This is a genomic window from Streptomyces canus, assembly GCF_041435015.1.
In the GTDB taxonomy this organism is placed as follows: Bacteria; Actinomycetota; Actinomycetes; order Streptomycetales; family Streptomycetaceae; genus Streptomyces; species Streptomyces canus_G.
Map to the genome: position 1 here is coordinate 151,773 of NZ_CP107989.1, position 24,291 is coordinate 176,063.

At 69.9% G+C, this 24,291-nt stretch carries 19 protein-coding genes and 3 pseudogenes; 6 read left to right on the forward strand and 16 right to left on the reverse strand.

Annotated features, from left to right (window positions below):
- Positions 1 to 91 precede the first annotated feature (91 nt).
- Positions 92 to 3,937 (reverse strand): nSTAND1 domain-containing NTPase, encoded by a 3,846-nt coding sequence (locus OG841_RS00765; RefSeq protein WP_371562535.1) that lies wholly within the window; start codon positions 3,935 to 3,937, stop codon positions 92 to 94.
- A gap of 660 nt (positions 3,938 to 4,597) precedes the next feature.
- Between OG841_RS00765 and OG841_RS00770 the strand changes: the two are divergent.
- Positions 4,598 to 4,741 (forward strand): annotated as a pseudogene (locus OG841_RS00770) (MarR family transcriptional regulator); the annotation flags it as partial.
- A 23-nt stretch (positions 4,742 to 4,764) separates the two neighbouring features.
- On the opposite strand, the gene OG841_RS00775 reads toward OG841_RS00770, so the two are convergent.
- The 10 genes from OG841_RS00775 to OG841_RS00820 all read right to left on the reverse strand — a co-directional run bounded on the left by OG841_RS00775 (position 4,765) and on the right by OG841_RS00820 (position 14,078).
- Complete coding sequence (locus OG841_RS00775; protein WP_371562538.1) at positions 4,765 to 4,995, reverse strand: hypothetical protein; 231 nt, start codon at positions 4,993 to 4,995, stop codon at positions 4,765 to 4,767.
- 211 nt (positions 4,996 to 5,206) lie between these two features.
- The gene (locus OG841_RS00780; RefSeq protein ID WP_371562541.1) at positions 5,207 to 5,776 is read right to left on the reverse strand and encodes a hypothetical protein; all 570 of its coding nucleotides are present in this window, start codon (positions 5,774 to 5,776) and stop codon (positions 5,207 to 5,209) included.
- A gap of 162 nt (positions 5,777 to 5,938) precedes the next feature.
- The gene (locus tag OG841_RS00785; protein WP_328643313.1) at positions 5,939 to 6,745 is read right to left on the reverse strand and encodes an SAM-dependent methyltransferase; all 807 of its coding nucleotides are present in this window, start codon (positions 6,743 to 6,745) and stop codon (positions 5,939 to 5,941) included.
- Between the two features lie 81 nt (positions 6,746 to 6,826).
- Positions 6,827 to 7,078, reverse strand: a complete 252-nt coding sequence (locus tag OG841_RS00790; protein ID WP_371562544.1) for a DUF397 domain-containing protein — start codon at positions 7,076 to 7,078, stop codon at positions 6,827 to 6,829.
- Positions 7,075 to 7,950 carry a helix-turn-helix domain-containing protein gene (locus tag OG841_RS00795; protein WP_328643311.1) on the reverse strand — a complete coding sequence of 292 codons (876 nt, stop codon included), beginning with the start codon at positions 7,948 to 7,950 and terminating at the stop codon, positions 7,075 to 7,077. The genes OG841_RS00790 and OG841_RS00795 overlap by 4 nt, the downstream gene beginning before the upstream one ends.
- A 387-nt stretch (positions 7,951 to 8,337) precedes the next feature.
- Positions 8,338 to 9,699, reverse strand: a complete 1,362-nt coding sequence (locus OG841_RS00800; RefSeq protein ID WP_371562548.1) for a CapA family protein — start codon at positions 9,697 to 9,699, stop codon at positions 8,338 to 8,340.
- Positions 9,696 to 11,594 carry a CocE/NonD family hydrolase gene (locus tag OG841_RS00805; protein ID WP_328643308.1) on the reverse strand — a complete coding sequence of 633 codons (1,899 nt, stop codon included), beginning with the start codon at positions 11,592 to 11,594 and terminating at the stop codon, positions 9,696 to 9,698. The genes OG841_RS00800 and OG841_RS00805 overlap by 4 nt, the downstream gene beginning before the upstream one ends.
- Positions 11,594 to 12,466 carry a substrate-binding periplasmic protein gene (locus OG841_RS00810; RefSeq protein WP_371562552.1) on the reverse strand — a complete coding sequence of 291 codons (873 nt, stop codon included), beginning with the start codon at positions 12,464 to 12,466 and terminating at the stop codon, positions 11,594 to 11,596. The genes OG841_RS00805 and OG841_RS00810 overlap by 1 nt, the downstream gene beginning before the upstream one ends.
- Positions 12,467 to 12,527: 61 nt before the next feature.
- Entirely contained in the window at positions 12,528 to 13,313 is a 786-nt protein-coding gene (locus tag OG841_RS00815) for an amino acid ABC transporter ATP-binding protein (RefSeq protein WP_371562555.1), read from the reverse strand.
- A gap of 3 nt (positions 13,314 to 13,316) precedes the next feature.
- Positions 13,317 to 14,078 carry an amino acid ABC transporter permease gene (locus tag OG841_RS00820; RefSeq protein WP_371562559.1) on the reverse strand — a complete coding sequence of 254 codons (762 nt, stop codon included), beginning with the start codon at positions 14,076 to 14,078 and terminating at the stop codon, positions 13,317 to 13,319.
- A gap of 150 nt (positions 14,079 to 14,228) precedes the next feature.
- Here OG841_RS00820 and OG841_RS00825 point away from each other — a divergent pair, with 150 nt between their 5' ends.
- The 3 genes and pseudogenes from OG841_RS00825 (at position 14,229) to OG841_RS00830 (ending at position 17,926) form a co-directional block, all read left to right on the forward strand.
- Positions 14,229 to 15,311, forward strand: coding sequence for an ArsR/SmtB family transcription factor (locus OG841_RS00825; protein WP_328643304.1), 1,083 nt, complete (start codon positions 14,229 to 14,231; stop codon positions 15,309 to 15,311).
- A 276-nt stretch (positions 15,312 to 15,587) separates the two neighbouring features.
- Positions 15,588 to 15,662: pseudogene (locus OG841_RS48595) on the forward strand (IS200/IS605 family transposase); the annotation flags it as partial.
- 347 nt (positions 15,663 to 16,009) lie between these two features.
- A complete protein-coding gene (locus tag OG841_RS00830) occupies positions 16,010 to 17,926 on the forward strand; it encodes a PAS domain S-box protein (RefSeq protein WP_371562563.1) in 1,917 nt (638 codons plus the stop codon).
- Positions 17,927 to 18,181: 255 nt separating this feature from the next.
- Here the strand turns inward: OG841_RS00830 and OG841_RS00835 are convergent, their stop codons facing one another.
- On the reverse strand, positions 18,182 to 18,949 hold the full coding sequence (locus OG841_RS00835) for a transposase (protein WP_328638698.1): 768 nt from the start codon (positions 18,947 to 18,949) through the stop codon (positions 18,182 to 18,184).
- A 401-nt stretch (positions 18,950 to 19,350) separates the two neighbouring features.
- Complete coding sequence (locus OG841_RS00840) at positions 19,351 to 20,262, reverse strand: LLM class flavin-dependent oxidoreductase (RefSeq protein ID WP_371562566.1); 912 nt, start codon at positions 20,260 to 20,262, stop codon at positions 19,351 to 19,353.
- 61 nt (positions 20,263 to 20,323) lie between these two features.
- Between OG841_RS00840 and OG841_RS00845 the strand changes: the two genes are divergently transcribed.
- Entirely contained in the window at positions 20,324 to 20,785 is a 462-nt protein-coding gene (locus OG841_RS00845; RefSeq protein WP_328643301.1) for a MarR family winged helix-turn-helix transcriptional regulator, read from the forward strand.
- 436 nt (positions 20,786 to 21,221) lie between these two features.
- Complete coding sequence (locus OG841_RS00850) at positions 21,222 to 21,959, forward strand: SAM-dependent methyltransferase (protein ID WP_328643300.1); 738 nt, start codon at positions 21,222 to 21,224, stop codon at positions 21,957 to 21,959.
- 79 nt (positions 21,960 to 22,038) lie between these two features.
- Here OG841_RS00850 and OG841_RS00855 read toward each other — a convergent pair.
- From OG841_RS00855 to cseB, 3 genes and pseudogenes are all read right to left on the reverse strand, one after another.
- A pseudogene (locus OG841_RS00855) lies at positions 22,039 to 22,304 on the reverse strand (IS256 family transposase); the annotation flags it as partial.
- 59 nt (positions 22,305 to 22,363) lie between these two features.
- Entirely contained in the window at positions 22,364 to 23,581 is a 1,218-nt protein-coding gene (locus tag OG841_RS00860; protein WP_328643299.1) for a sensor histidine kinase, read from the reverse strand.
- 1 nt (position 23,582) lies between these two features.
- Positions 23,583 to 24,269, reverse strand: a complete 687-nt coding sequence (cseB, locus tag OG841_RS00865; RefSeq protein WP_328643298.1) for a two-component system response regulator CseB — start codon at positions 24,267 to 24,269, stop codon at positions 23,583 to 23,585.
- Positions 24,270 to 24,291: the final 22 nt, after the last annotated feature.

A 24,291-nucleotide genomic window follows, 5' to 3' on the forward strand; every position in this document is an offset into this window, starting at 1 on the left:
GTCTGCGGGCCGCTCTTCGCAGGCGGCCCGCAGCGCCTCACACGTCCTCCCTCCCGCACTCCTCCGATCGTCCCGCACAGCCGATCAGCGATCAGCACGGCGGCCGGTAGGACGCCTCCGGGAGGTGTTGGTGCCACTGACCGCGGGTGAGGTGCGGGCGGGCGGTCCGGCACACGCGGGCGGAGACCCGTTCGGGGTCGGGGTCCCACAGCCGCACCGTGTGGTCGTTGGAGCCGGTGGCCACGGTGCGACCGTCGGCGGTGAAGGCGACGGCGTTGACGTCTCCAGTGTGGCCCGTCAGCGTCGCGAACTCCTCGGGAGCCTGCCGCCCTGCCGGTACCTTCCACAGGCGCACCGTGTCGTCGTTGCCCGCGGTTGCCAGGGTCCGGCCGTCGGGGCTGAAGCCGACCGCGTGCAAGGGCTCGGCATGCCCGGTGAGGACGATGGATCGGCCCTGGAACCGGCCGTGGGTCAGGGGCCACAACCGTGCCGTGCGGTCGTCGCTCGCGGAGGCCAGCACCCGGCCGTCGCCGCGGAATGCGAGTGACTTGACGACCTGGGTGTGCCCTCGGAGCGTGCCCAGACTCCGCGGCGGCAGGGACGAGGTGAGCGCCCACAGCCGGATGACGCCGTCCGCACCTCCGCAGGCCAGGCTGCGACCGTCCGGCGCGAGGGCCAGGGATTCCGCCGTGCCGGGCAGGAGAGCCCGGGAACGCGGGCGGTGCGGGTCGGTGATGTTCCACAGGCGGGCGCCCTCGTCGTCGGCGGTCACCGCCACACGGCCGTCGGGGCTGATGGCGACCGCGTCGACCGCGCCGTGCGCCGTGAGAGCGGCCAGGAAACGGGGCCGACGTGGATCGGTCACGGACCACAGGCGGGCCGTGCCGTCCAGGCTCCCCGAGATCAGGGTCTCGCCGTCCGCGGTGAAGGCGAGCGCGTTGACCGCGGCCGTGTGCCCGGGGAGGGAGGCCAGTTCGCGTACGGCGCGGGGGCGCGCTGTCGACCACAGGCGGACGGTGCCGTCATAGCTGGCCGACGCGAGCACGCCGCCCCGGGGGGCGACCGCCACCCCGTAGACCGAACTGCTGTGCGCTGCAAGGGTGTCGGTGGCCAGGTCCCACAGCCGTGCGGTGCCGTCCTGGCTGCCGGAGACCAGGGTGGAGCCGTCCGGGGCGAAAGCCACGGACGTCACCGCCCCGTCGTGCCCCGTCAGGTGTTCCGCCTGATAGGGGCGGCCGGCACCGTGCAGGCTCCACAGCCGCACCCCTTCCACGCCTCCGGAGGCGAGGCTGTGTCCGTCGGGGCTGAAGGCGACCGCGTAGACCTTGTCCGTGTGACCGCTCAGGGTGGCCGCCCGGGGAGCGCTCCGGCGGTCGGTGACCGCCCAGAGACGTACGGTGTGGTCCCAGCCGGCGGCCGCCAGGGTGCGACCGTCGGGGCTGAAGGCCACGGACGTGACGATGCCACGGTGCCCTCGCAGCGGCGGCAACGGCCGTGGACGGCGAGGGCGGGTGACATCCCACCGGCGGACGGTGCGGTCGGTGCTCCCGGCGGCCAGCGTGCGACCGTCCGGGCTGAAGGCCACAGACGTCAGACGGCCGACGCTCGTGACGGGCCGTCCGGGCACACCGGTGACCGGACGCAGACCGGTCATCGGCCGCAGACCGTGCCGCCGCGAGGGGGACCACAGGCGCAGGACGCCGTCCTGTCCGACGGTCGCCAGGGTGCGGCCGTCCGGGCTGAAGGCCGCCGAGAGCGGGACGCTGGTGTGGCGGGTCGACAGCCGCCGGGGGCGCCGGTGATCGGTGATGTCCCAGAGCTGCACCGTGGCGGCCCTGTCAGTTGCCTTCGGGTCGCCGGGCGCACCGCCGGCGAGGAGCAGACGGCCGTCGGGACTGAAGGCCGTGGCACGTGTGGCTTCCGTGAGAACGGGACCGCCCTGGACAGCGGGTACCGTGCCGACGGCCCGCGGCGCGTGCGGGCGGGTGCCGTCCCACAGCCGTATTCCGCCGGCGTGGCCGGTGGCCAGGAGACGGCCGTCGGGGCTGAACAGCACGGGCACGTCACCCCGGTGGCCGGCCAGTTCGGTGGCGTACGGGGTGGTGAAGGCGCTGAGCAGGCTACTGCGGGCCTCGACCGTGGGCGCCAGCCGATAGGCGGCCAGCGACAGCTGCAGTGACAGGGCGGGGTCGGCCGACCGCAGCGCCCGGACCTGTTCGGCGACCCGCCGGGAGGTGGCGATGTCCCGTTGCTGATCGGCTCTGTGCTGGGCTCGGACGGCGACGACCGTGGCGATGCTCGTCAGGGTGAGCAGCAGGCTGAGCAGCGTGATCAGACGGCGCATGCGCCGCACCCGCCGTCGGGCGGCAGCCTGCTCGGCCAGGTCGGCGGCCCGAGAGGCATCGAGGAACCCGCGCTCCAGAGCGCTCATGTCCCGCGCGGCACCGGCGGACCACTCGGCGACCAGGGCCAGGCGCGATCCGCGGAGCAGGACCTCGGGGTCCCGGCCGACCGATGCCCAGGTCTGGGCGGCTTCGGTGAGCAGGCGGTGGGCCCGCACGCTGTCGCGGTCCTGGGCGAGCCAGTCGCGCAGGCGGGGCCAGCAGCGGATCAGTGCCTCATGGCTGATCTCGACGCTGTCCTGGTCCAGGGACAGCAGGCGTGCCGCGGCCAGCCGTTCCAGGGTCACCGCGGTGTCGGGGTCAGTGCCGTCCACCTCGTCGCGGGTGATGCGCCGCTTGGTGTCCTCGGTGCCCTCCCCCAGCGCGCACAGGCGCAGGAACACCCCCTTGGCGACCCGCTGTTCGGACGCGGTCAGGCCGGTGTAGACGCTCTCGGCCGTACGGGCCAGGGCACCTTCGATTCCCCCCGCGGCCTGGAATCCCGTCAACGTCAGCGTGTTGCCCCGTCTGCGCCGCCAGGTCTCCAGCAAGGCATGGGACAGCAGAGGCAGGACTCCCACCCGGTCGTGTGCGTGGGCCACCAGTTCCGCGAGCAGCGCTCCCTCCAGCGTGCACCCGGCCCGGACGGCGGGCCCGGTGATCGCCCGGCGGAGTTCGTCGGTCGTCAGCGGACCCACGGCGACCTGGGCGCCCCCGCATGCCTCCGACAGTTCCGGGTGTCGGGTGCAGTGCGGGTAGAAGTCGGCACGTACGCCCAGCACCACCCGGCAGCGGCTGTCCTCGGCGTGCGCGGCCGCGACCAACGCCCGGATGAAGCGGGACCGTTCGTCGGCCTCCCGGCACAGCGTGAAGACCTCCTCGAACTGATCCACGACCAGCAGCAGCTCCGCGCCGTCGCCCTGGTCGGCCAGCGCTTGCCGCACCGCCCGGTGCAGGGCCTGGTCGCCGGCGGCGGAATCGACGTGCTGGGTCTCGGCCGAACGCGCGGCAGACGGGACCAGAGCGGCCGCGCTCGTACGCACCGGGTGCGCACCGGGCACGAGCACCACCGTCCGTCGCTGACCGTGTGCCGTCTGCCAGCGCGGCACGACACCCGCGCGCAGTAGGGAGGACTTGCCCGACCCCGAGGCGCCGAACACCGCGACGAACCGGCTCTTCTCCAGCTGGGCCGTCACCGCGTCGACCAGTCTCTCCCGTCCGAAGAACCAGTCGGCGTCCTCCGCTTCGAACGCCGCCAGCCCGCGGTACGGGACAACCTCGCCGGTGCCGTCGGCCGGGCCGTCCCGCTCGGCTCCCCCCGCCTCGCTGTCTGCGGCGGCCAGCTCGGCCGCGACCTCCTGCCACCGCTCCCTCCACTGGCGTACATCACCGTCGCACGCCTCCACATAAGCCACGGCGACGGACAGCGTGGGCAGTCGACGCCCCGCGGCCGCCTCGGAAAGTGTCGCCGCCGAGTAGTGCGCGCGCTCGGCCAGGTTCCGGTAGGTCGGGCTGCCCGCCTTCTGCCGCAGTCGGCGCAGATCGGCGGCGAACATGAGTAACGAAGTCTCCCCCACGTCCAGCGGACGCTCTCTGCGCGGCACCCAAGTCCCCCTCATGCACCGGGCCCACATCTGTCTCATGGAGCATGGCCGAGTGGGTCGCCCGGAAACAGTCATTACGCGCCAGTTGGAGAGCACGCTGACAGCCGGCCTCGCGCCGAACTCCGGCGCGGCCCCGGGACCAACGGCCGCATGGCGCGCCGCGTCGCCTGTTCAACGTGACTTCGGCTGAACTCACGGAATGATCACTGCCAGAGTGATGGCGGCGAGGTAGCGGTCGGGCTGTCTGTCGTGGCGGGTGGCGGTGCCGCGCCATTGCTTGAGTCGGTGGCCGCAGCGTTCGACGACGTTGCGGCGACCGTAGACGGTCCTGCCGAAGCCGCAGGGACGCTCGCGGCGGCGTCGGCCCGCGAGTTGGTCGACGCGCCCGGGAATGGGCGCCTTGCTTCCGCGTCTGCGCAGGTACGGTGCCGGCCGCGGCTGTGAAGGACAGCGGCCGGCCCCGCCCGCCGCAGAGCGTCCGAGCCCGCGTCCTTCGAGCCCCGTCGGCGGCCGTGTGCTGCTGGGCCCCGACGATGGTGGAGTCGAGTGCGACCAGCCACTCCACCTCCGCCCGTCCCTGGGCTGCGGCCAGGAGCCCGTCGAAGGTTCCGTGAGCACCACGACGGCATCAACCTGCGCACCCTCGCCGAGTCCCTGGCCTCGACCCCGCCGTCCACCGGTCGGCTGTGCGACCGGCTGGTGGCGGCCGGGTTCGTCGAGCGGGTCGTGAGTGTCCGACTTCGCCGTGCCGTTCGGCCGCAACCGGACCGCTGGCGTGGCTAGGACTGACGGCGTGCGAAGAGGACCGCACCTGGAACGCTCTCGTCGGGGTCGATCGGCATGTGGGCCTCGACGGTGAACCCGGCATCGCGTAGCCAGGCCGCCACTTGGTCAGCCTGGCGGCGGTGGGCGTGGACGTTCATCGGGTGGCCGCCGTATCCCTGCGTCTTCAGCCTCGACTCGTCGCCGACGTGAAAGCCGAGCAGCAGTGGTCCGCCGGGACGCGACACGCGCCGGAGGTGGCCGAAGACCGTGGACACTGCTTCGTCGGGGACGTGAATCAACGACCAAAGTGCGAGCAGGCCGACGACTGAAGCATTTCGAGGTCGAGGTCGAGGTCGGTCATCGAACTGAAATCACCACACCAGCGCCGAGGGGCTTCGTCATGTCCCCCCTGCCCGGCCCGTCCCCACGGCACAGAAGGAAAGAGGCTCAGAAGCCCTACTTCAATGCGGACATCAGCGCTGAAGCAGTGGGCCCTGCATTCGTAGAAGGGATTTTCCAGCGGAATGCGATGCCGTTGCCGTCGACGTAGGCGAGGGTGCCACCCTTCTCGGCCGCGGTAATATCGAACGCAACAGAGTCGGCCTGGTAGGTCTTGGGCGAGACCTCAGGAAAACCCTCACTGAACCCAACGGGAGCGATCCTTCCCGCCCCCCTGCTGTTCCCCGCCTTGACGGTCTTCCCGTCAGGTGTCTCCCACCGGAAGCCGCCCTTGTCGGCTGTGGTCGTCACCGGGGTCTTGGACCGATTCCCGGCCTCGAACCTGACGACCGCGAAGAGACCGTGCTCCGGAGTTTCAGCGCCGGCCTTGTCGACGTAGACGACGGCATCTGGTGTGATCTGCGCGGTACCCCTACCACCGACACCCGCCGTGTCAGCGCTCTGCCCGAGCCTGAGCGCGATGTGCGGACTCGGCTGCGGATCGCTCTTGTCATCACTGTCGGAACAGGCAGTGAGACTCAGGCAGCAGGCTGCTGCGAGCGCGGATGCTCTGAGGATGGGGCGCATGGTCCTCCTGGGTAGAAGCAGACGCGGTAGGCAAAGTCTGCAACACGCCGGCACGGTAGGTGGATCAACGTCGGGGGACACGGATGCGCTCCGGATGAAGGGGCGCTCTCCCCCGCCGTGCGGGTGCATCCAACTCCCGCACGGCGGCTGGCCACTGCTGCGCTACGGCTTGATGCCCACCGCGGTCCACAGGCTGACCTCGGCGTCCGAGGCGACGGGCTCCTCGTCCGGGCGCCAGCGGTGACCGACCGTGACCCCGGGGTCGAGCAGCTCAAGGCCCTCGAAGAAACGGGCAACCTCCGCGTGGCTGCGGAACTGCACCGGCGTGCCGGCGTTGGTGTAGATGTCCGTGACCTTCTGCCACGTGCCCGGGTCGAAGTCCGGCGTGCAGTGACTCAGGGCCAGCGCGCTGCCTGAGGGGAGCGCCTCCAGCAGGCGGCTCACGATGCCGTACGGGTCCTGCGCATCCGTGACGAAGTGCATGAGCGCGTTGAGGGACAACGCCACGGGCCGGCCGGTGTCCAGTACCTCGGCCAGCTCCGGCGCGTTCAGCAGCGCGCCCGCGTTGTTGACATCCGCCTCTATGTACGTCGTGCGGCCCTGGGGCGTGCTGCGCATCAGGCGCTCGGCGTACCTGAGGACCAGCGGGTCGTTGTCGGCGTACACCACCCGGGCATCGGGCACCACCGACTGGGCGACTTGGTGCAGGTTCGGCTCGGTGGGGATGCCGGTACCGATGTCCAACCACTGACGGATGCCGTGTTCACGGGCGAGGACTCGGGTGGCCCGATGCATGAAAGCACGGTTCTCCCGGGCGCAGGTGAAGATGCCGGGGTAGACCGCCGCTACGGTCTCGGCCGCCTGCTTGTCGACGTCGAAGTGGTCCTTGCCGCCGAGGTAGTAGTCGTACATCCGGGCCGAGTGGGGCCGACTGGTGTCGATCTCCCGCGCGGCGTGCGAGTTGGTCATCCTGTCCATACCTTTCGGTGCTGTGCGTGGGGGTGTCGGGAAGGCGGTGGCCGGAGCTGGTTCAGTCCTACCGGTCCGGATTCAGCAGGCCGCCAGGTGGTCGGCGAGGCCTTGTTTGATGCCTGTGACGAATGCGGTGATCTCCTGCGGGGTGTAGATCAGCGCGGGTCCGGCCGGATCGGTCGACTGGCGCAGCGCCACCCGGCCGTCGGCCAGCAGCTTCGTCTGGACGCACTGGCCGCCGTTGGGCCCGCTCCACGGGGACTCCCAGCCCTGCTCGCCCAGGTCGGTGGCCGGCATCCCGTTGTAGACATGAGAGTCGGTGGTGGTCATGAGTACTCCTTGCGCATGCGGTTCAGCAGCGCCTTGCTGTCCGCGTCCGAGCTCAGCAGGGACATGCGGTTGTGCGCCTCCAGATGCGCCGACACGTCCGCCCGCTGGTCCAGGTACATCGCGCCCGAGAGGACCTCGGTGTACACGATGTCCGGCAGCTCCCGCTCCTCGAAACGGAAGTAGGTGAACGGGGCGCACGCTCCCACGTGGGCGCCCGCGGTGAACGGCACCACATCGACACTGACGTGCTCCAGCTCCGAGACCTCCAGGAGCCGGTCGATCTGCTCCCGCATGACCTCCGGGCCGCCGACCACCCGGTGCAGTACGGCCTCCTCCATCACCACCCACAGCGTGGGCGCGCCGGGTCTGTCCAGCAGGCTCTGGCGGCGCAGCCGCAGGTCCACACGCCGCCCCAGGTCCTCCTCGGACTCGCCCGGGAACCCGCCGCGCAGGACGGCGCGCGCGTAGGCGTGGGTCTGGAGCAGCCCCGTGACGTAGTGGGGCTCGTAGGCGCGCAGGGTCCTGGCCCCGGCCTCCAGGCTGACGTAGGCGCTGAACCAGTTCGGCAGGACGTCCCGGTAGGTGTGCCACCAGCCGGGCTCGTTGGCCCGCTCGGCGAGCTCGACGAACTCCTCGATCTCCTGCCCGTCCGCCCCGTAGGTCTCCAGCAGCTTCTCCACGTAGAGCGGCTTGAGGGCGACCTCCGCCTTCTCCAGACGGCGGATCGTCAGGGGTCCCACTCGCAGGGTCCGTGCCGCGTCTTCCAGTGAGGCGCCTGCGGCCTGCCGTCGCTCCTGAAGACGCCGGCCCAGGATCATACGGAGAACGGTGGGGGCACTACTGCTCCCCGCAGCCGACCGGCCGTCGCTCACTCTGGCACCTCCTGAGGGGCTGTCACCGGCTCGAGTCTGACACCGACTTGGCGACGTGACCACACAGATGCCAGCTTCCTGAAATTATCAGAAGGCTGGTTTCAGGTTGAACTTGGGTGTGGGGACTGTCACTTGTAGGAGCACTTTCCCCCAGGGCGCCGGCACGGCGGAGCCAACCACCGCTATGACAGCGCGTGTTGGCAGGCTTTCGGACTTCAGCACGTCCCCCTGACCGGGCGCATTCGGTCCCCACGGACGGCCGACATCTTCGGTCAGTTCTGCGGCATCGGACTCCCGGTCCGGAGCCAGCCCCTGAGCGGTCAAGGCGTAGATCATCGTGGGCGCGTTCGCCGGCCCGGTCATGCCCCGCACGTATCCATCGACGGGTCAGAGGCTGAGGTGTCCGATGCCCTCCCGGATGGTGATCTCCGTGCCGAACGGCTTGGAGAGCCGCTGCAGGCGTAGCAGGATCCGCTCCGAGGTGGGCCGGTCGGCGAGCCGGGGAATGCCACGGTCAGCATCGCGTGGGCCGTCCCAGTGCAGCTCGATCGGATGCAGTTCCACGGCCCGAAGGGCGCCGTCGTTGTCGAAGCGGCTGACCGCGGCCACGGACTCGTACCAGATCTGCTCGCCGAAAACACCGTGGACTCGTTTGCGTTCCAGGAACTCGGCCTCGGTCTCGTGCTCGCGACTGCCCTCCTTGTCGTAGGCACCCGGGGTCAGCGGCTGCTGCGTGTTCTCCATGAAGACGAAGTTGCCGAGGGAGTAGAAGATCGGGCGTCCCCGATACACCTCGATGCCGCGCAACTGATGGGGGCCGTGGCCCAGGAACACGTCGGCGCCGTTGTCGATCGCCTCGCGGGCGAAGAGCGGAAGGAAGTCGGGGGGCTCCTGGCTGTAGTTGCCCGGCTCGTGGGTGTGCATCGTGGCGATCGTGAAATCGGAGGTCTGCTTGGCCTGCCGGACGGTGTGCAGCACTTCGTGGCGGTCCGACTCGTGCACGGAGAAGCGGAACTCCACGGCATCGGTGTGGGGTTCTGGACCGGGCTTCGCCGCGTAGCGGGTGCCGAACAGGGTCACGGTGGCGTCCCTGCCGTCGGCGGCGAGGACGGAGGTGCGGACGAAGCCGCGTGGCAACGCGTCACGGATCAGGGCGAGTTCGCGAAGACGCCGGGCCGGGACGAGCACATGGCGGGTGGTGCGCAGGGCGTTGACGCCGGGGCGGCCGGGAACCCGTCCGAGGGGGTCGGCTGCCCGGGACATGGGCTCGAAGCGGGTGGCGACGGAGATCAGGGAGACGCGGCCCGCGGCCGTGGTGAGGAAGCGCGGAGAACGCGCGTCGGCGAGGGTGTCGCCGGTGCCGGCGTGGACGATGCCCGCCTCGGTGAGCAGACGGTCGGTGGACCTCATGCCGGCCACGCCCCAGTCGGTGGTGTGGTTGTTGGCCCTGGCCATCAGGTCGAACCCGATCCGGCGGAGATCCGCAGGCACGCGCGAGGTGCTGATCAGCCATGATCCGCCGGATTCGGCCTCGGGCCAGCCGTCGAAGTCCGTCAGGTCGACGGCTGTGCTCTCGAAGTTGCCGAAGGTCACGTCCGCCGACCGCAGCAGTTCCAGCAGGCCGGGCGAGCGGGTTTCCAGCAGCGGGGCGAGCGCGTCGTCCACGACCAGGTCACCGACGGCGGCCAGAGTGAAGCCGTCGCGCACATTCGCCCGGCGCCAGGCGGGAGACAGCCTTCCGTCGGTCATGCGGGGCGTCCTCCTTCGGGCTTCGGGCGGAGTGCGAACAGGGTCAGCCACGAACGGCCGCCCGTGTGGACGCGGTTGGTGGCGACGACCTTGCGCCGGTCGCCGACTTCCGTACCACCGGTGTTGGAATTGACGTCGAAGCGCGGGAAATTGCTGGAACTGACGTCGAGCCGCAGCCGGTGGCCGGCCAGGAACAGGTTCGCCGTGTCCGGCGCCTCCACCGTGATCTCGTACGTCTCCCCCGGCGTCATCAGCTCCGGCTCGCTGAAGGAATTGCGGTAGCGGCAGCGCAGGATGCCGTCGGTGAGGTTCATGGCGAAACCCTGCGGACAGTCCTCGCTGGGCGGGTGGACGTCGATGAGCTTGACCGTGAAGTCGGTGTCACGGGCGGTGGACGACACGGTGAGGTGCACGGCGACCGGTCCGACGACCGCCAGGTCCTCGGTGAGCGGTGGGGTCTGGAACACCAGCACGTCGGGTCTGCTGTCGAGGGGCAGGTGGGGCTCGGTCACGCCGAAGAACCGGTCGTCGGGATGCTGGTGGAAGGCGCCGCCGCTCATCACCGGTTCGCCGGAGGTGATTTGGCCGCCGAGGGTCGGCACCGGGTCGCGGGGGTCGAAGTCGTATTCCAGGAAGGAGCCTTGGGCGTCGCACGTGCGGGAGGCCGTCGCGAGGGTGCCCGCGCTGCCGAGGACGAGGGTGAGGTTCGCGCTCTCCTCGGGCGGCCACGAGGTCGCCGTGCACCAGTGGCCGCCGTGGTCGAGTCGGCCTTCGGCGGTGCGTCGGCCGGAGCCGCCCCCCATGAGGAAGTACCGCACCGCAGACGGCGGTTCCGCCATGCCGGCCGGGCCGAGGTGCGCGTCGAACCAGCTCAGCCGCATCGCCGCGTAGTGCTCGGCGAGGCTGCCGTCCAGCCGGGCCTGCGGACCGAAGTCGACGTCGCCGGCGAAGCTGTGGCTGCGCCCGCCGTGGGTCCACGGGCCGAGCACCAGATACGCCGGACTGTGCTTCTTCCGGCCGAGCTCACGGAAGTTCTCGGTGGCGGTGCGGACGTAGGGGTCGTACCAGCTGGACATGTGCAGGCTGGGGACGTCCGGGAAGGCGTCGTAGAAACCGCGTGCGTAGATGCCCGGTTGCTGCCAGTAGGGGCCGAAGGCGCCGTTCTCCCACTGTTCGAGGAGGTAGTCCTCGTACTCGGGGACGAAGCGGAGCGGGCTCGCGCCGCGCCGCCACGGCATGCGGGTGAACCATGCCTGAAGGTCCTCCGACTCCAATGAGGCGCGCAGGACCGGATCGGTACGCACCGTCTCGCTCACCTTGGCCCGGTGGAACGCCCAGGTGGCCTGCTTGAGTTCGAAGGCCCCGCCCATCCGGGTGCCGGCCTCGTAGGCGCTGGCGAAGCCGCCGGAGTCGAGGAACATCGCGGCCAGGTGCGGCGCGCCCAGGGAGGCCAGGGCTGCCTGGGCGTGTGCGGAGTAGGAGACGCCCATGGTCGCGACCCGGCCGTCGCACCAGGGTTGTTCGGCGATCCACTCGACGGTGTCGTAGCCGTCGGTCGCCTCGTTCAGGTACTTGACGAAGGTGCCCTCCGAGTCGCCCCGGCCCCGGCAGTCCTGTCGTACGATCCGGTACCCGCCGCGGGTGAACACCTCGGCCACGGTCTCGGGCGCCGGCGGGTTCTCGCCGCCGAGGGCGCCGTCCGAGGTGCGCGCGGCCCGGCGGCCGTACGGCGTGCGCTCCAGGATGACGGGGCCCGGTCCCGGGTCGGGCCGGCCGGCGTAGACGTCCGCGACGAGCTGGATGCCGTCCCGCACCGTCGTCCGCAGCACCCTCCGCCAACACGTCCGCCCGCCGGGCAGCAGGACCCGCTGCCACTCGTCGTCGACTGCGGGCATCACTTGGCTCCGGGGAACTGGGACGTCAACGCGGGCCATGCGGCGAGGAGTTCGGGCTGCGGCCGGGTGGTGAAGTACTTGCGGTAGAGCTTGGCGTAGGTGCCGTCGGCGACCATGGCGCCGATCTCCTTGTCGAGCGCCTTGAGGAAGGCGCCGTGCTTCTTGGGCACTGCCATCGAGGTCGGGTGGTCCACCGGAGCGGACACCGCCTGGCGCAGGCCCTTGTACTGCTTCATGAACTCCGTCGCGTCGGGGCCGCCCACCAGGAAGGCATCGATGCTGCCGTTGAGCAGCTGGCTCACCGCCGCGTTCTGGGCCTGGAAGCGGACCGGCTGTGCCTTCGGTATCCGCGTGGGCAGCTGAGCCTCCTGCGAGGATCCGGTCACCACTCCGACCCGCTTGCCGTTGAAGCCGTCGAAGGTGGAGATCGTGCTCTTCGAGGTCGTCAGCACGGTCACGGTGCTCCAGAACAGCGGCTTGGTGAAGTCGACGCTCTTCTGCCGTTCCTCGGTGACTCCGAGCCCGGACGACGCCAGGTCGTACTGACCGGCGGTCAGGCCGGCCAGCGATCCGGTGACCGATGTCGACTTGTAGTCGACCTTGAGTCCCAGACGCTTCGCGGCCTCGTCGGTCACGTCGACGATGAAGCCGGCGGGCTTGCCCGAGTCCTCGGCGTAGGCGAAGGGGGGCTGGCCGGTCTGGGTGGCGGATCGGATGGTCCCGGCCTCGATCAGACCGTACGGGTTCGCCGCCTTGCCGGTGTCCGCGCTGCCGCTGCCTCCGCAGCCGGTGAGCGGCAGGACGAGGCTGGAGAGGGCGGCGAGGGCGAGCAGTCTGCGACGACTGAGGCCATTACGGGACGATATGGACATGGAGGGGTCTCCTCGAGGAAGGGTGGGCGGTGGAAGGGGAGGGGCTCGAAGAAGCGGCGCTTCAGAGGACGCGGGCGAGGAACTCGCGCAAGCGCGCCGTCTGAGGGTGTTCCAGGGTCCGCCGGGCCGGGCCCGACTCGGCGATGCGGCCCTCATCCATGAAGATCACTCGGTCCGCGACCTCACGGGCGAAGCCGATCTCGTGCGTGACGGCGATCATGGTCATACCGGATGCGGCGAGCAGCCGCATCACGTCGAGCACGTCCTTGACGAGCTCGGGGTCCAGCGCCGAGGTGGCTTCGTCGAACAGCATGACCTCGGGCTCCATCGCCAGGGCTCGGGCGATCGCCACCCGCTGCTGCTGACCGCCCGAGAGCTGACTTGGCCGGGAGTGGGCCAGCCCTGCGAGGCCGAGCCGCTCCAGCTGGGTCATGGCGGCGGTGTCGGCCGCCTCCCTGCCCATCCCGCGGATCTTGCGCAGGGCGACAGTCACGTTGTGCAGGACACTCAGGTGCGGGAACAGGTTGAAGTGCTGGAAGACCATGCCGACCCGGGTGCGGACCGCGTCGACGTTCACGCCCGGACCGGTGATCAGGTCGCCGCTCAGGCGGATCTCGCCCGCCGTCGGTGCTTCCAGCAGGTTCATACACTTCAGGAGCGTGGACTTGCCCGAACCGGACCGGCCGATGACACACACGGTCTCGCCCGCGGCGACATCGAGGTCCACCCCACGCAGGACCTCCACGTCGCCGTAGCGCTTGCGCAGGTCGCACACGGCGACCGCCGCCGCGGTGCCCGTGCCCGCCTGGTCGGATCGGGAGTTCTCACCGGACAGCGTCTTGGCCATGGCTCAGACCTCCATTGCGGCGGGGGCGGGCGTGCCGGCGACCGGAGGGGCCGAGGGTTTGTTCGTCTTCCGTCCGCCGGTACGCAGGCGCAGGTCGAGCCGGTTGACCAGGAAGGTGAGCGGGACCGTCAGCATCAGATAGCAGGCACCGGCGGCCACGAGGGCCGAGGAGTTGTACGTCGCGGCCTGCCGCTCCTGTGCGATGAAGTAAAGCTCGCGCTGTCCCAGACCGAGCCCGAGCAGATACACCAGCGCGCTCTCCTTGATGTCGATGATGAACTGGCCGGCCAGAGCGGGCAGCACGTTCCGTACCCCCTGCGGGACAACGATCACCCGCATCGCGGTCAGATAGGACATGCCCAGGCTGCGGGCCGCGCTGAGCTGCCCGGACGGGACGGCCTGGATGCCGGACCGGAAGATCTCCGCCAGATAGGCCGCCGATATGAGGCCGATGGCAAGGACCGCATAGCCGAGCGGATCGCGGCCGAACGGTCGGATCCCGGCCGACGGCAGGCCCAGGCCCACCAGACTGACGGTCACGATCGCGGGCAGACCACGGAACACGTCCACGTAGATCCGCGCGGGCAGCCGCACCCACCGGCGGTGCGACAGCAGCAGCATCGCGAGCAACACACCGAGCACGACACCGAAGACGATCGCCAGCCCGGCGATCAGCAGGGTGTTACGCAGGCCCTCGGTCAGCAGGACGGGGAACGCCTTGAGTAGTTCGTCGGGGTTGAAGAACGTCTGCAGAAACAGGTGCATCGGCCGGAGCCTCTCGCTGCTCGGACTGCTCGGAGCGGAATCGACGACTGCTCTGAGCGGCGGGAATTGGACGCAGCCTAGGTCGGCCGGCCGGCCGCGGCCGTGATGCTTACCGCGCACGCGGTAAGCATCCGCTGTAACCTGCGCGGCATGGCCGTTGTCATCGCTTTGCAGGGCGCGGTTCCGGCGGACGTGGCCGTGGGCCTCTCACCGCTGGCCGAGCTGATGGCATGCCTCCATTCGATCGCCGAGCCCGAGCACCACCTCGGCGTACGCCCATGGCTGGAACGCGTGCGCACCGACCTGTCTCCTGAGTCCCAGAGCCTGATCGCGGTCTACGCACCCCTGTGGACCCGGCGGCGCTGCCGTCTGCTGATGCCGCTGGAACCGCCCCTGGGACAAACACTGGAGCAGGAACTCGACCGTCTGGAGGCGTTGCCGCTGAACGACTTCGTGCTGGGTGTCGCGCCGAGTGTGCACGGTGGTGTCTTCGACACCCGCGCCCTGCTCACCGACCAGGCGGTCCGTGACGCCTACACGGTCTCCAGCGAACGGCGCTCATTCAGCCGCGGCGAGCTGGCCCGCAGCCTGCTCCAGGCCCCCGAGCGGATGCGGGCAGGGCTGCTGGAACTGCTGCGGCGCTGTGCCGCCGAGTTCTTCGACGCCGAATGGACGCGGGTACAGCACCGGCTGGAGAGCGAATGCACCCGTCTGAGGGCCCGGGTCCAGGCCCTGCCGCTCCCCGAGGCACTGGCCTCGCTCAGCCCGAACGCCGTCGTCCGGCACAATCCGCCGGCGGTCGTCTACGACAAGCTGCAGTCACTCACGGCCGACCTGCGCGGCCGTCGCTGCCTGCTCGTACCGTCCGCGCACTCCCGACCGCATCTGATCGTCAAGAACGACCCGCCCTACCCGCTCGTCGTGCACTTCCCCGTCGAGAACACCACTCAGGTGGAACGGGCCACGCTGGCGCAGGTACGGCTCAGACTGGCGGTCCTGTCCGACCCCGCGCGGCTGTCCCTGTGCCGGCACCTGGTGAACGAGCCCATCACCACATCGGACCTGGCCGTACGGACCGGGATGACCCTGCCCCAGGTCTCCCGCCACCTCGGACGCCTGCGCGAGGTGGGCCTGCTGACCTCCCGGCGGGACGGCCGACAGATCCACCACCGGTTGGATACGGACCGCCTCATGCATCTGGGCGTGGACGTGCTGACCTCGATCGTCCGCTGAGGCCGGTACCTACGAAGCGCCGTACGGTTTCGTCTTCGCACACAGCCGATTGAGGCACGCGGGGCGGAGAGCTGCACCCCGTTCCTGGAGTCGACTCCACTCCCCTCGGGACAGTCCGGAGCCTCCATCGGGCCCGGAGCACTTCATGAGCCGGTGGGTGGGCAGATTGAAAAGCTCTCCAGGCTGAAGCCCGGATGTTCCCGCTTACCTTGCGGCAGTGTGCTTGACGCGCTTCGCGCGCCCGACGACTGCCCTCCCGGCAGCCGGGATGGACACAAGGTCCAGCTCTCGAAGCTGGTCAGTTCCGTCAAGGGCGTCAGCTCCCGGCGGCTCCGCCAGGAATACGCCAGCCCCAGAAACGGCTCAACTGCCTCAGCTCTGGCAAGTTCGAGGAGAAGCCCTTCGCCGGGCGGGCAACGACCGAACGAACGGCAACCCGCCCCCCCCTGACCAGCATCTCCCGCACGCCGAGGGAACCTCACAGGGGATTCGGCACAGCAGAGTGCGCGGCCGACCGGCTGACGTCGACAGCCTCCTCAGTTCGCCCCTTCCGCGGACGTGACCGCGCCACGGAAGCCGCGCCTCCATTCCGGCCAGGAAATGTCACGAAAGGACACTTCGCTACAAGGCGCCCGCACTCACTGAAGTGGATGCTGAAATGTGCCATGGAACCAGGCAGGCGCCGGACGCACCCCAGCATGATCCCTGTGGCTGAGGAGCCGTTTCGCGCGTTGCTGGAGGCGGCCCCCGACGCAATGGTCATCGTGGACGACACCGGCATCATCCGCCTGGTCAATGCCCAGACCGAAGCCCTGTTCGGGCATCCCCGCAACGAACTGCTCGGCCGTCCCATCGAGATGCTGGTCCCGCAGCGCTTCCGCGCTCAGCACCCCGGTCACCGTCTGGACTACTCCGCCAACCAGCAGGTCCGCCCCATGGGCGCCAACCTGGACCTGTACGGGCTGCGCCGGGACGGAGTCGAGTTCCCGGTCGAGATCAGTATCAGCCCGCTGCAGACCCCCGACGGACTGCTGATCTCCGCCGCCGTACGTGACGTCAGCGAACGCAAGGCCGCCGAGGCCCGCTTCCGCGCCCTGCTGGAAGCCGCCCCGGACGCCATCGTCATCGTGGACGACACCGGCACCATCCAGCTGGTCAACGCACAGACCGAAGCCCTCTTCGGCTACCGGCGCGAAGAACTCCTGGGACAGCCCGTGGAAATCCTGGTCCCCCAACGTTTCCACCATCACCACCCCGCCCACCGCCACGGCTACGTCGACAACCGTCGTGTGCGTCCCATGGGCGCCGGGTTGGAGCTGTACGGGCTGCGCCGGAACGGGGCCGAGTTCCCGGTCGAGATCAGCCTCAGCCCGCTGGAGACCCCGGAGGGCACGCTGGTCTCCGCCGCCATCCGCGACGTCAGCGAACGCAAGAAGGCCGAGACCCAGCTCGCCGAACTCTACGAACAGCAGCGCCATGTAGCCCTGACCCTGCAGCGCAGCCTGATGGGCTCACCTGCCCCGCTGCCCGGCATGGACACCTCCAGCCGCTACTTCCCCGCACGCCAGGGACCCGGCGTGGGTGGGGACTGGTTCGACCTGATTGCCCTGGGCGGCGGCCGCATGGGCGTTCTGATCGGCGATGTCATGGGCCGCGGCCTGGAGGCCGCCGCCGTCATGGGCCAGCTGCGCTCGGCCTCTCATGCCCTGGCCAAGACGGGCATGCCGCCCTGGCAGCTGATGCGGGCCCTGGACGCGGTCGTCAGCGAATTGCCCGACCAGCTCGTCACCTGCTGCTACCTGGTCCTGGACCCCGACGAGAGCGCCCTGACGGTGTGCTCGGCCGGTCATCTGCCGGTGCTGGTGGTCGATACCACCGGACAGGTCCGCAGGCTCCCGGTTGATGTCAGCGTGCCGCTGGGCGTCGGCGATGTGCCCCACCAGGAGACCCGGCTCACGGTGCCGCCGGCCTCGGTGCTGGCCCTCTACACCGACGGTCTGGTGGAAACCCCCACCAGTGACATCGAGTTGCAGATCGACGCCCTTGCCATCGCCCTGGAAAAGGCCGTCGCCGACACCGACTGCCTCGAGCGGGCCGCCAACTCCGTTCTCACCGCCTTGCTGCCCGACCCCCAGGACTACAGCGACGACGTGACGCTGCTCCTGGCCCGCATCCCGCCCGCCCCCGTGACCGCCGTGTCCGCGCTCCTTCCCGCACAGCCCATCAGCGTGCGGGAAGGGCGCCAATTCCTGCGTCACACGCTGCGGGACTGGCACTGCGAGGCTCTCACCGACACGGCTTGCCTGCTGGCCTCCGAGCTGCTGTCCAACTCGGTGCGCCACGCCTGCGACCCTCTGCGGCTGCGCCTGCGCCGGACCCGGGACGAGCTCCACATCGAAGTCTGCGACGGCAGCCCGGTCCTGCCCCGTGCCAGGACCGCAGGCCCCGACGAGGAGTCGGGCCGCGGACTGGCCCTGCTCGACCAACTGGCCTCCACCTGGGGCACCCTGCTCGCCGAGGAAGGCAAAACCGTGTGGTTCTCTCTCCCCCTGCCCGGCTCTCATGACCGCCAGGGCGAGAACACGTCAGGAGACGCGAGCGACCATCCGGAGTAATCGCTCCTGACCCAGGCAGTTCCCCCTGTCCCCGCGGAGCTGATCTGTCGCACGCCGAATCCGGCGAAGTGAGCGGACGTCGCCAACAGCCCTTCTGGCGACTCGACAGCCTTGGGATCGGTCACGTTCTCACTGGTCGACACCTTCCTGCGCTACCACCACGAGCAGGGCCTCTCCAAGCGTCTGCTGACCAGCCGCGACATCTTCGTCCCCGAGTTCCTCGACACCTAGAGGTTGTCCCGTATGGGGCGTGAGCTATCCGGTGAGGGCCAGGTTGTGGAGCCGGGCGATGCCGAGCATGGCCTGGTGAACGCCGTTGCCCTTGAGGCGGCAGTCCCGAAGGATCTTCCAGTTCTTCAGCCGGGATAGGGCGTGTTCGACTCGTGCCCGTGCCCGGCGGTGGACGGCGTTCTCTGCTTCCTGTTGCGGGCTGAGGTGTCTTTGGCCTCGTCGCCTGCGGTGCGGGATGAGAAGGCCAGTGCCCTGGTAGCCACCGTCGGCGATGGTCGGGGCACCGCGGCAGACCCGGTCCACACCGGATTCGGTGAACGCCCGGCAGTCGTTGCGACTGCCGGGCAGCGGCAAGCCGATCGCCACCACCAGGCGGCTGTTGGCGTCGATGACGACCTGCAGATTCGTCGAGTACCGATAGTTCTTGCTGGACGCGGCGACGCTGCGGTCCCGGGTAGGCACCAGGGTGCCGTCGACGATGTAGACAGTGTCCCTGCGCGGACGTCGGGCCGGCGCGATGGCCAACAGCGGTGCCAGGTGATCGAGGATACGGTCGGCCGCGGACTTCGAGACCCCGAACAACGGTGCCACCTGCCGCAACGTCAGGTTCGTGCGCCAGTACGTCGCCACCAGCAACACCCGGTCCTCCAGCGGCAACCGCCAGGGACGGCCCCGCTGAACGTCACCCCCGCGACGCCGCACCAACGCCACCAGCCTGGCGAACTGCACCTCGCTCAACCCGGAGAACGGCTCGATCCACTTCGGATCATCAGCTGAAATCACCCCACCCATGCCCAGCCAACGCACCAACCACCCCACCGGTTACGGGACAACCTCTAGTCGGGCCGATCAGGGTCAAGAGCACCCGCCAGCCCGCAGGGCAAGGTGAGCCGCCGCTGGCCGACACCGCCCTCCCTCGCGCCCCACGTCACCGCTGAGTTCTCCCCAGACGGCTGCCGCCAGTGCCGTGTGAAGACCGCCTGCGCACGCTGACGTCCGCAAAGCCGCCTTCCTGCCGCGGGTCAGGCCAGCGGTTGTGGCCTGACCCGCGGGGCAGCGGACGGCCGCAGTCACCGACGTGCCCGGGCCGGAAAACTCTCGGCGTCAGCTCCGGCGAGCTGGAGTGACCTGGGCATTCGCAGGGCTTGCAGGGTCAGCCAAGGAGGTTGTCAGCGTCGCTTGCCAAGGGCCGGTCAGGCGCCGTTCTCCCGGACAGGGGTGACAATCTCGTCGACAAGCCAGCGGGCGGCCTTGTCTGGATAGGGGCGGGGCAGCGCGAGTACGACGTGCTGGATGCCGGCGGCGGCGAGTGCGCGGACGTGGGCGCGGGTGGTGGCGGGGTCGGTGTAGTCGACGATGATCTGCGCGGAGCGGGTGATCTCGGCGGGATCGCGGCCGATCGCCGCGCAGTGCGCGTTCAGGACACGGGCGCGCTCGGCGATCCAGTCGGTGCCGTTGTGAGGCGGGCCGGGGACGTTCCAGATGGTGGCGTGCTCGGCGATGATGCGCAGGGTGCGGTCGCCCCATCCGCCGAGCAGCAGCGGCGGGCCGCCAGGCTGGACCGGGCCGGGGCCGTTGCGGGTGCCACGCAGGGTGGTGAAGGGGCCTTCGTGATCGAAGACCTCCTCGGCCCACATGCGGCGCAGAATGGTGATCGTCTCGGTGAGGCGGGCCAGACCCTCGCCGGGACTCGGGAGCGGGAGCCCGTAGGCGGCGTACTCGGCGACGGCCGGGTTGGGGCCGTCGGGCTGTCGGGTTCCGCCGACGCCCAGGCCCATGATCAGGCGCCCTTTGGAAATCACGTCCACAGTGGTGGCGATCTTTCCGAGGTGGGCGGGGGCGCGCAGCATGTTGCTGGTGACGAGCAGGCCGAGACGGAGTCGGGTGGTGCGAGCGGCCAGTGCGGCCAGCAGCGTCCAACCCTCCAGAACGGCGCCGCCGGGCGGCCCGGCCAGCGGCATCAGGTGGTCCCACAGCCAGGCGTCGTCGAGTTCAGGCAGTTCGTCGGCCTCCTCCCAGACGCGGAGGATGTCGTCGTAGGCCAGGTGCATGGGCGTCGTCTTGACGCCGAAGCGGAGCGCGCGGTGCGGTGCGTCAATGGACATAACCATCACCGTACGTGATCATCAGCACTACTGACTATCAGGTGATGGTTAAGATTTTGGGATGGCGGAGAATGACGACGACGGGGCCGCGGTCGAGGACCTGCTCGGTACGCGGCTGGGTTACCTGCTCAAGCACGCGCAGCTGCAGCTGGCCAAGCTCGCCGGGCCCGCACTGGCCCCGTTCGGGCTGGACGCGCGGGAGTTGGCGGTACTCGCGGTGCTGGCGGCAGGCCGCCCGCTGTCGCAACTGGAGGCCGCGCGGCGGCTGGGCGTGGACCGCACGACGATGGTCGCGCTCGTCGACGCACTGGAGGGCAAAGGGTTGGTGGAGCGGCGCCGCAATGAGGAGGACCGCCGCCGTAACGTCGTTGAGTTGACGGAGCGGGGCAGACGGGCGCGAGCCGATGCGGAGGACGCCCGCGAGGCGGCGGAACGCCAGTTCCTCGCCCCGCTCGGCGAGAAGGACGCGGCGCGCCTGGTGAAGGCGCTGCAGGTGCTGATCAGAACTCCGAACGGGTCCTGAAAGGCCCCATTCAACCGGAATGCCTCGGCAGAGGTCTCGCAGCTCTCCGAGGGCCACGGCGAGGTCGCGCAGTCTGGCGAGCAGTGGCGCGTGGGCAGTGTCTTAGAGGAATGTCCGGGAGATTCGTGCGCGGGTGGCGACGCCGGCGACGGTCACCGCTCCGCCGTCTGTCGGCGTACACGTGAACGTGCATGGCTACGGATGAACGTGCAGGGTCCCTGATGTGCTGAGGTTCGGGGTTCGGCACTCTGCTGCCTGTTGGTCGAGGTCGCAGAGACGGGGTGGCCGTGGTCCGTGGAGCCTCGTCAGTCGCGGTCCACGAAGGCGTCACAGTGAGTAATTGTCAAGACCTGTAGATCGACAGTTGCCCTGGAGGGCTTCAGCCCGCGACCGAAAACGAGGTGCGAGCGGCCTCTGGCGCTGACAAGCTGCGCCGGTGAATCGTGAACAGATCTCCGGGATCGCCCATGCTGATCACCCCATAAAGTCTCCGCTCGACGACGATTCGGTGCGCCGGCTTCTGGAACGCGGCGTCCCGCGTGGCGACGAGAGTGTGCTCGACCTTGGTTGCGGCGGCGGGGAATGGCTCCTGCGCGCCCTGGCCACGCGCCCGCAGCTGCACGCCGAGGGCGTCGACATCTCCGAGGACGCCTTGGCGCAGGCCAGCCAGGCAGCGAGCCACCTCGGGGTCCAGGAGCGCCTCGTCCTCCACCACCAGGAGGCCGCGGATTTCGTCTCCTCGCAGTCGTTCGACCTTGTGCTCAGCGTCGGGGCCACGCATGCCTTCGGCGGTCTGCTCCCCACCCTCGCAGCGGCGCGCAAGTACCTGGCTCCCGGCGGCCGCGTCCTGATCGGTGAGGGGTTCTGGGACCGCGAGCCCTCCCAGGAGGCCGTCGAGATGCTCGGAGACTTCACCGACCTGGCGACCACCGTGGACCGCGTCGTCGCCGACGGCTGGATTCCCGTGGACGGGCACGTCAGCACGCGCCGCGAACTGGACGACTACGAATGGGCATGCTGGGGGTCACTGGCCTCATGGGCCCTGGACCACCCTGGCGATCCGGACAGCGCGCAAGTGCTCGCGACGGCCAACACCCGGCGCTCCGAATGGCTGCGCGTCTACCGGGAGACTTGGGGGTTCGTCTCCCTGGTCTTGCGTCAGACCTCCGGCTGACGGACCTCGGCGCAGCCCAACCCCTGCCCTCGCAGATCGCAACACTCCTCGGCCGGTGTCTCGTGGGTTCGTCTCGTCCTCAGGCAGCGAGGGACACGGGGCGTTCGACGAGTTGGCCGCGTTCGACGCGGGCTCCAGCACGGACGAGGGCAACGAGGTGGGGTGCGTTCACGGCTCGCCAGCGGGCCTGGGCCGACTCGATCAGCTTGAAGACCATGGCCAGTCCGGCCGCGCGGCTGCCTGCGCCTTTGGTGACCTCGGTCCGCAGGCGGACGTGGCGAAGGTCGATTCGATCGGGCTCGTGGCCCGCGGGTGGATCCCGTGCTCGGCGGGGAAGTCGAAGAACGCCGGGAGCTACGCCGCAATGATCCGCGGCTCGGCCCTCGGGCGCATTCGGGCCTCGGTCAGCCGGGCGGGAGGCGCAATGTGGCCATAGCGCCTCCGTCGGGCGCATTGGCGAACTCCAGGCGTGCCCGGATGACTTGTGCCTGGCCCAGCGCGATCGTCAGCCCGAGGCCGTGGCCCTGGCCGCGCTCGACCGCTCCGGTTCGGAAGCGTTGCGGCCCGTGGGCGAGCAGCTCCGACGGGAAACCCGGGCCGTGGTCGCGTACGACGACGGTGGCGCCGTCCACCGCCACGGTGACCGGTGGCCGCCCGTGCCGGTGGGCGTTGCCGACCAGGTTCGCGAGGATCCGGTCCAGCCGCCGTGGATCGGTACGTACCGTCCCAGCACCCGCCGCCGACACCCGCACCGTCAGCCCGGTGCGCCGTACCGAATCCTCCACCAGCTCTCCGAGCGGAACGGTCACCGGCTCAGACTGTTCCGCGCCCGCGTCCAGCTTCGACACCTCCAACAGATCCTCAACCAGCGTGCGCAGCACCCTGACCCGGTCCCGCACCAGATCGGTCGCCTCGCTCGCGGGCAGCAGTTCCGCCGAGGTGACCAGTCCCATCAGCGGGGTCCGCAGTTCGTGCGCGACATCGGCGGTGAACCGCTGCTCGCTGCGCAGCCGACGCTCCAGGCTGCCCGCCATGTGGTCGACGGCCACCGCGATGTCCGCGATCTCGTCCCTGCTCCGCCCCGGGCCGCCGGTCCGCGCGTCCAGTTCACCTTCGGTGATGCGGCGCGCTGTGGCGGCGACCCGGCGCAGCCTGCGGACCAGGAGCTCGGTAACCAGTGCTGACAGCGGAAGAACTATGGCCAGCGCCGCGATCGCCGCGTACGTCATGTGCCGGTCGAGTGCCTTACGGCTGAGCCAGTCGAGGTCCATGTGGACCCGGACGCCCGTCCACCGGCCCTCGGACTCCTGGGCGGCCCACATCCAGGGAACATGCGCCACACGTGTGTCGTACCAGGTCTGGGGGCTGCCGTCGGCCTTGCGTACCTGCTCGCGGAGGGTACGGGGCAGTTCGTGGGGGCTTGTGATGATGGCGTCGGCCGCGCCGGGCTTTCGCTGCGACGCGTCGGCGAGCTCGCTGAAGGCCCTGGCCTGGCCCTCCGCGATCGAGCGCTCGTACGTCGCCGTGTGCACGAGGACCCCGATGACCAGGGCCACCACGCAACAGGTGATGCCCACCAGAGCAGTGATCTTCCAGCGCAGCGAGGCGAAAGGGCGTGTCATGTCAACGCACGAGCTTGTAGCCGAAGCCGCGGACCGTTTCGATCCGATCGGCGCCGATCTTCTTTCGCAGCCGCTGCACGCACAGGTCCACGACCCTGCTGTCCCCGTCCCAGCCGTAGTCCCACACCTTGCGCAGCAGCCTCTGCCGCTCCAGCACCGTCCCCGGATGCGCGGCGAACTCCAGCAACAACCGCAGCTCGGTCGGCGTCAGGACCACCGGCTCACCGGCCACTCGCGCCTCCAGCCCGTCCGTGTCGAGCGTCAGGTCTCCGAAGGTCAGCACCGACCGGCCGTCGACGGTCGGCTCGGCGCGTGTGAAGGTGGCCCTGCGCAGCAGCGCGCGTATCCGTGCCACCAGAACCGGGGACTCGACGGGCTTGACGACGTAGTCGTCCGCGCCTGCCTCCAGTCCCCCGACCACGTCGAGCGAGTCGCCGCGCGCGGACATCATCAGGATCGGCATCAAGCTGGTCTCCCGCACCCGCCGGCACAGTCCGATGCCGTCGAGGCCCGGCAGCATCACGTCCAGGAGCAGCAGGTCGTGTCCGCCCGCGCGGAACAGCTCCAGCCCTGCCAGCCCGTCCTCCGCGGACGCCACCGTGTAGCCGTAGCGCTCCAGCATGAGCCCCACGGCCCGGCGGATCACGGCGTCGTCCTCGACGAGGAGCACGTTCACGGACTCGGACACCTGCCTCACCTGCTTACCTGTC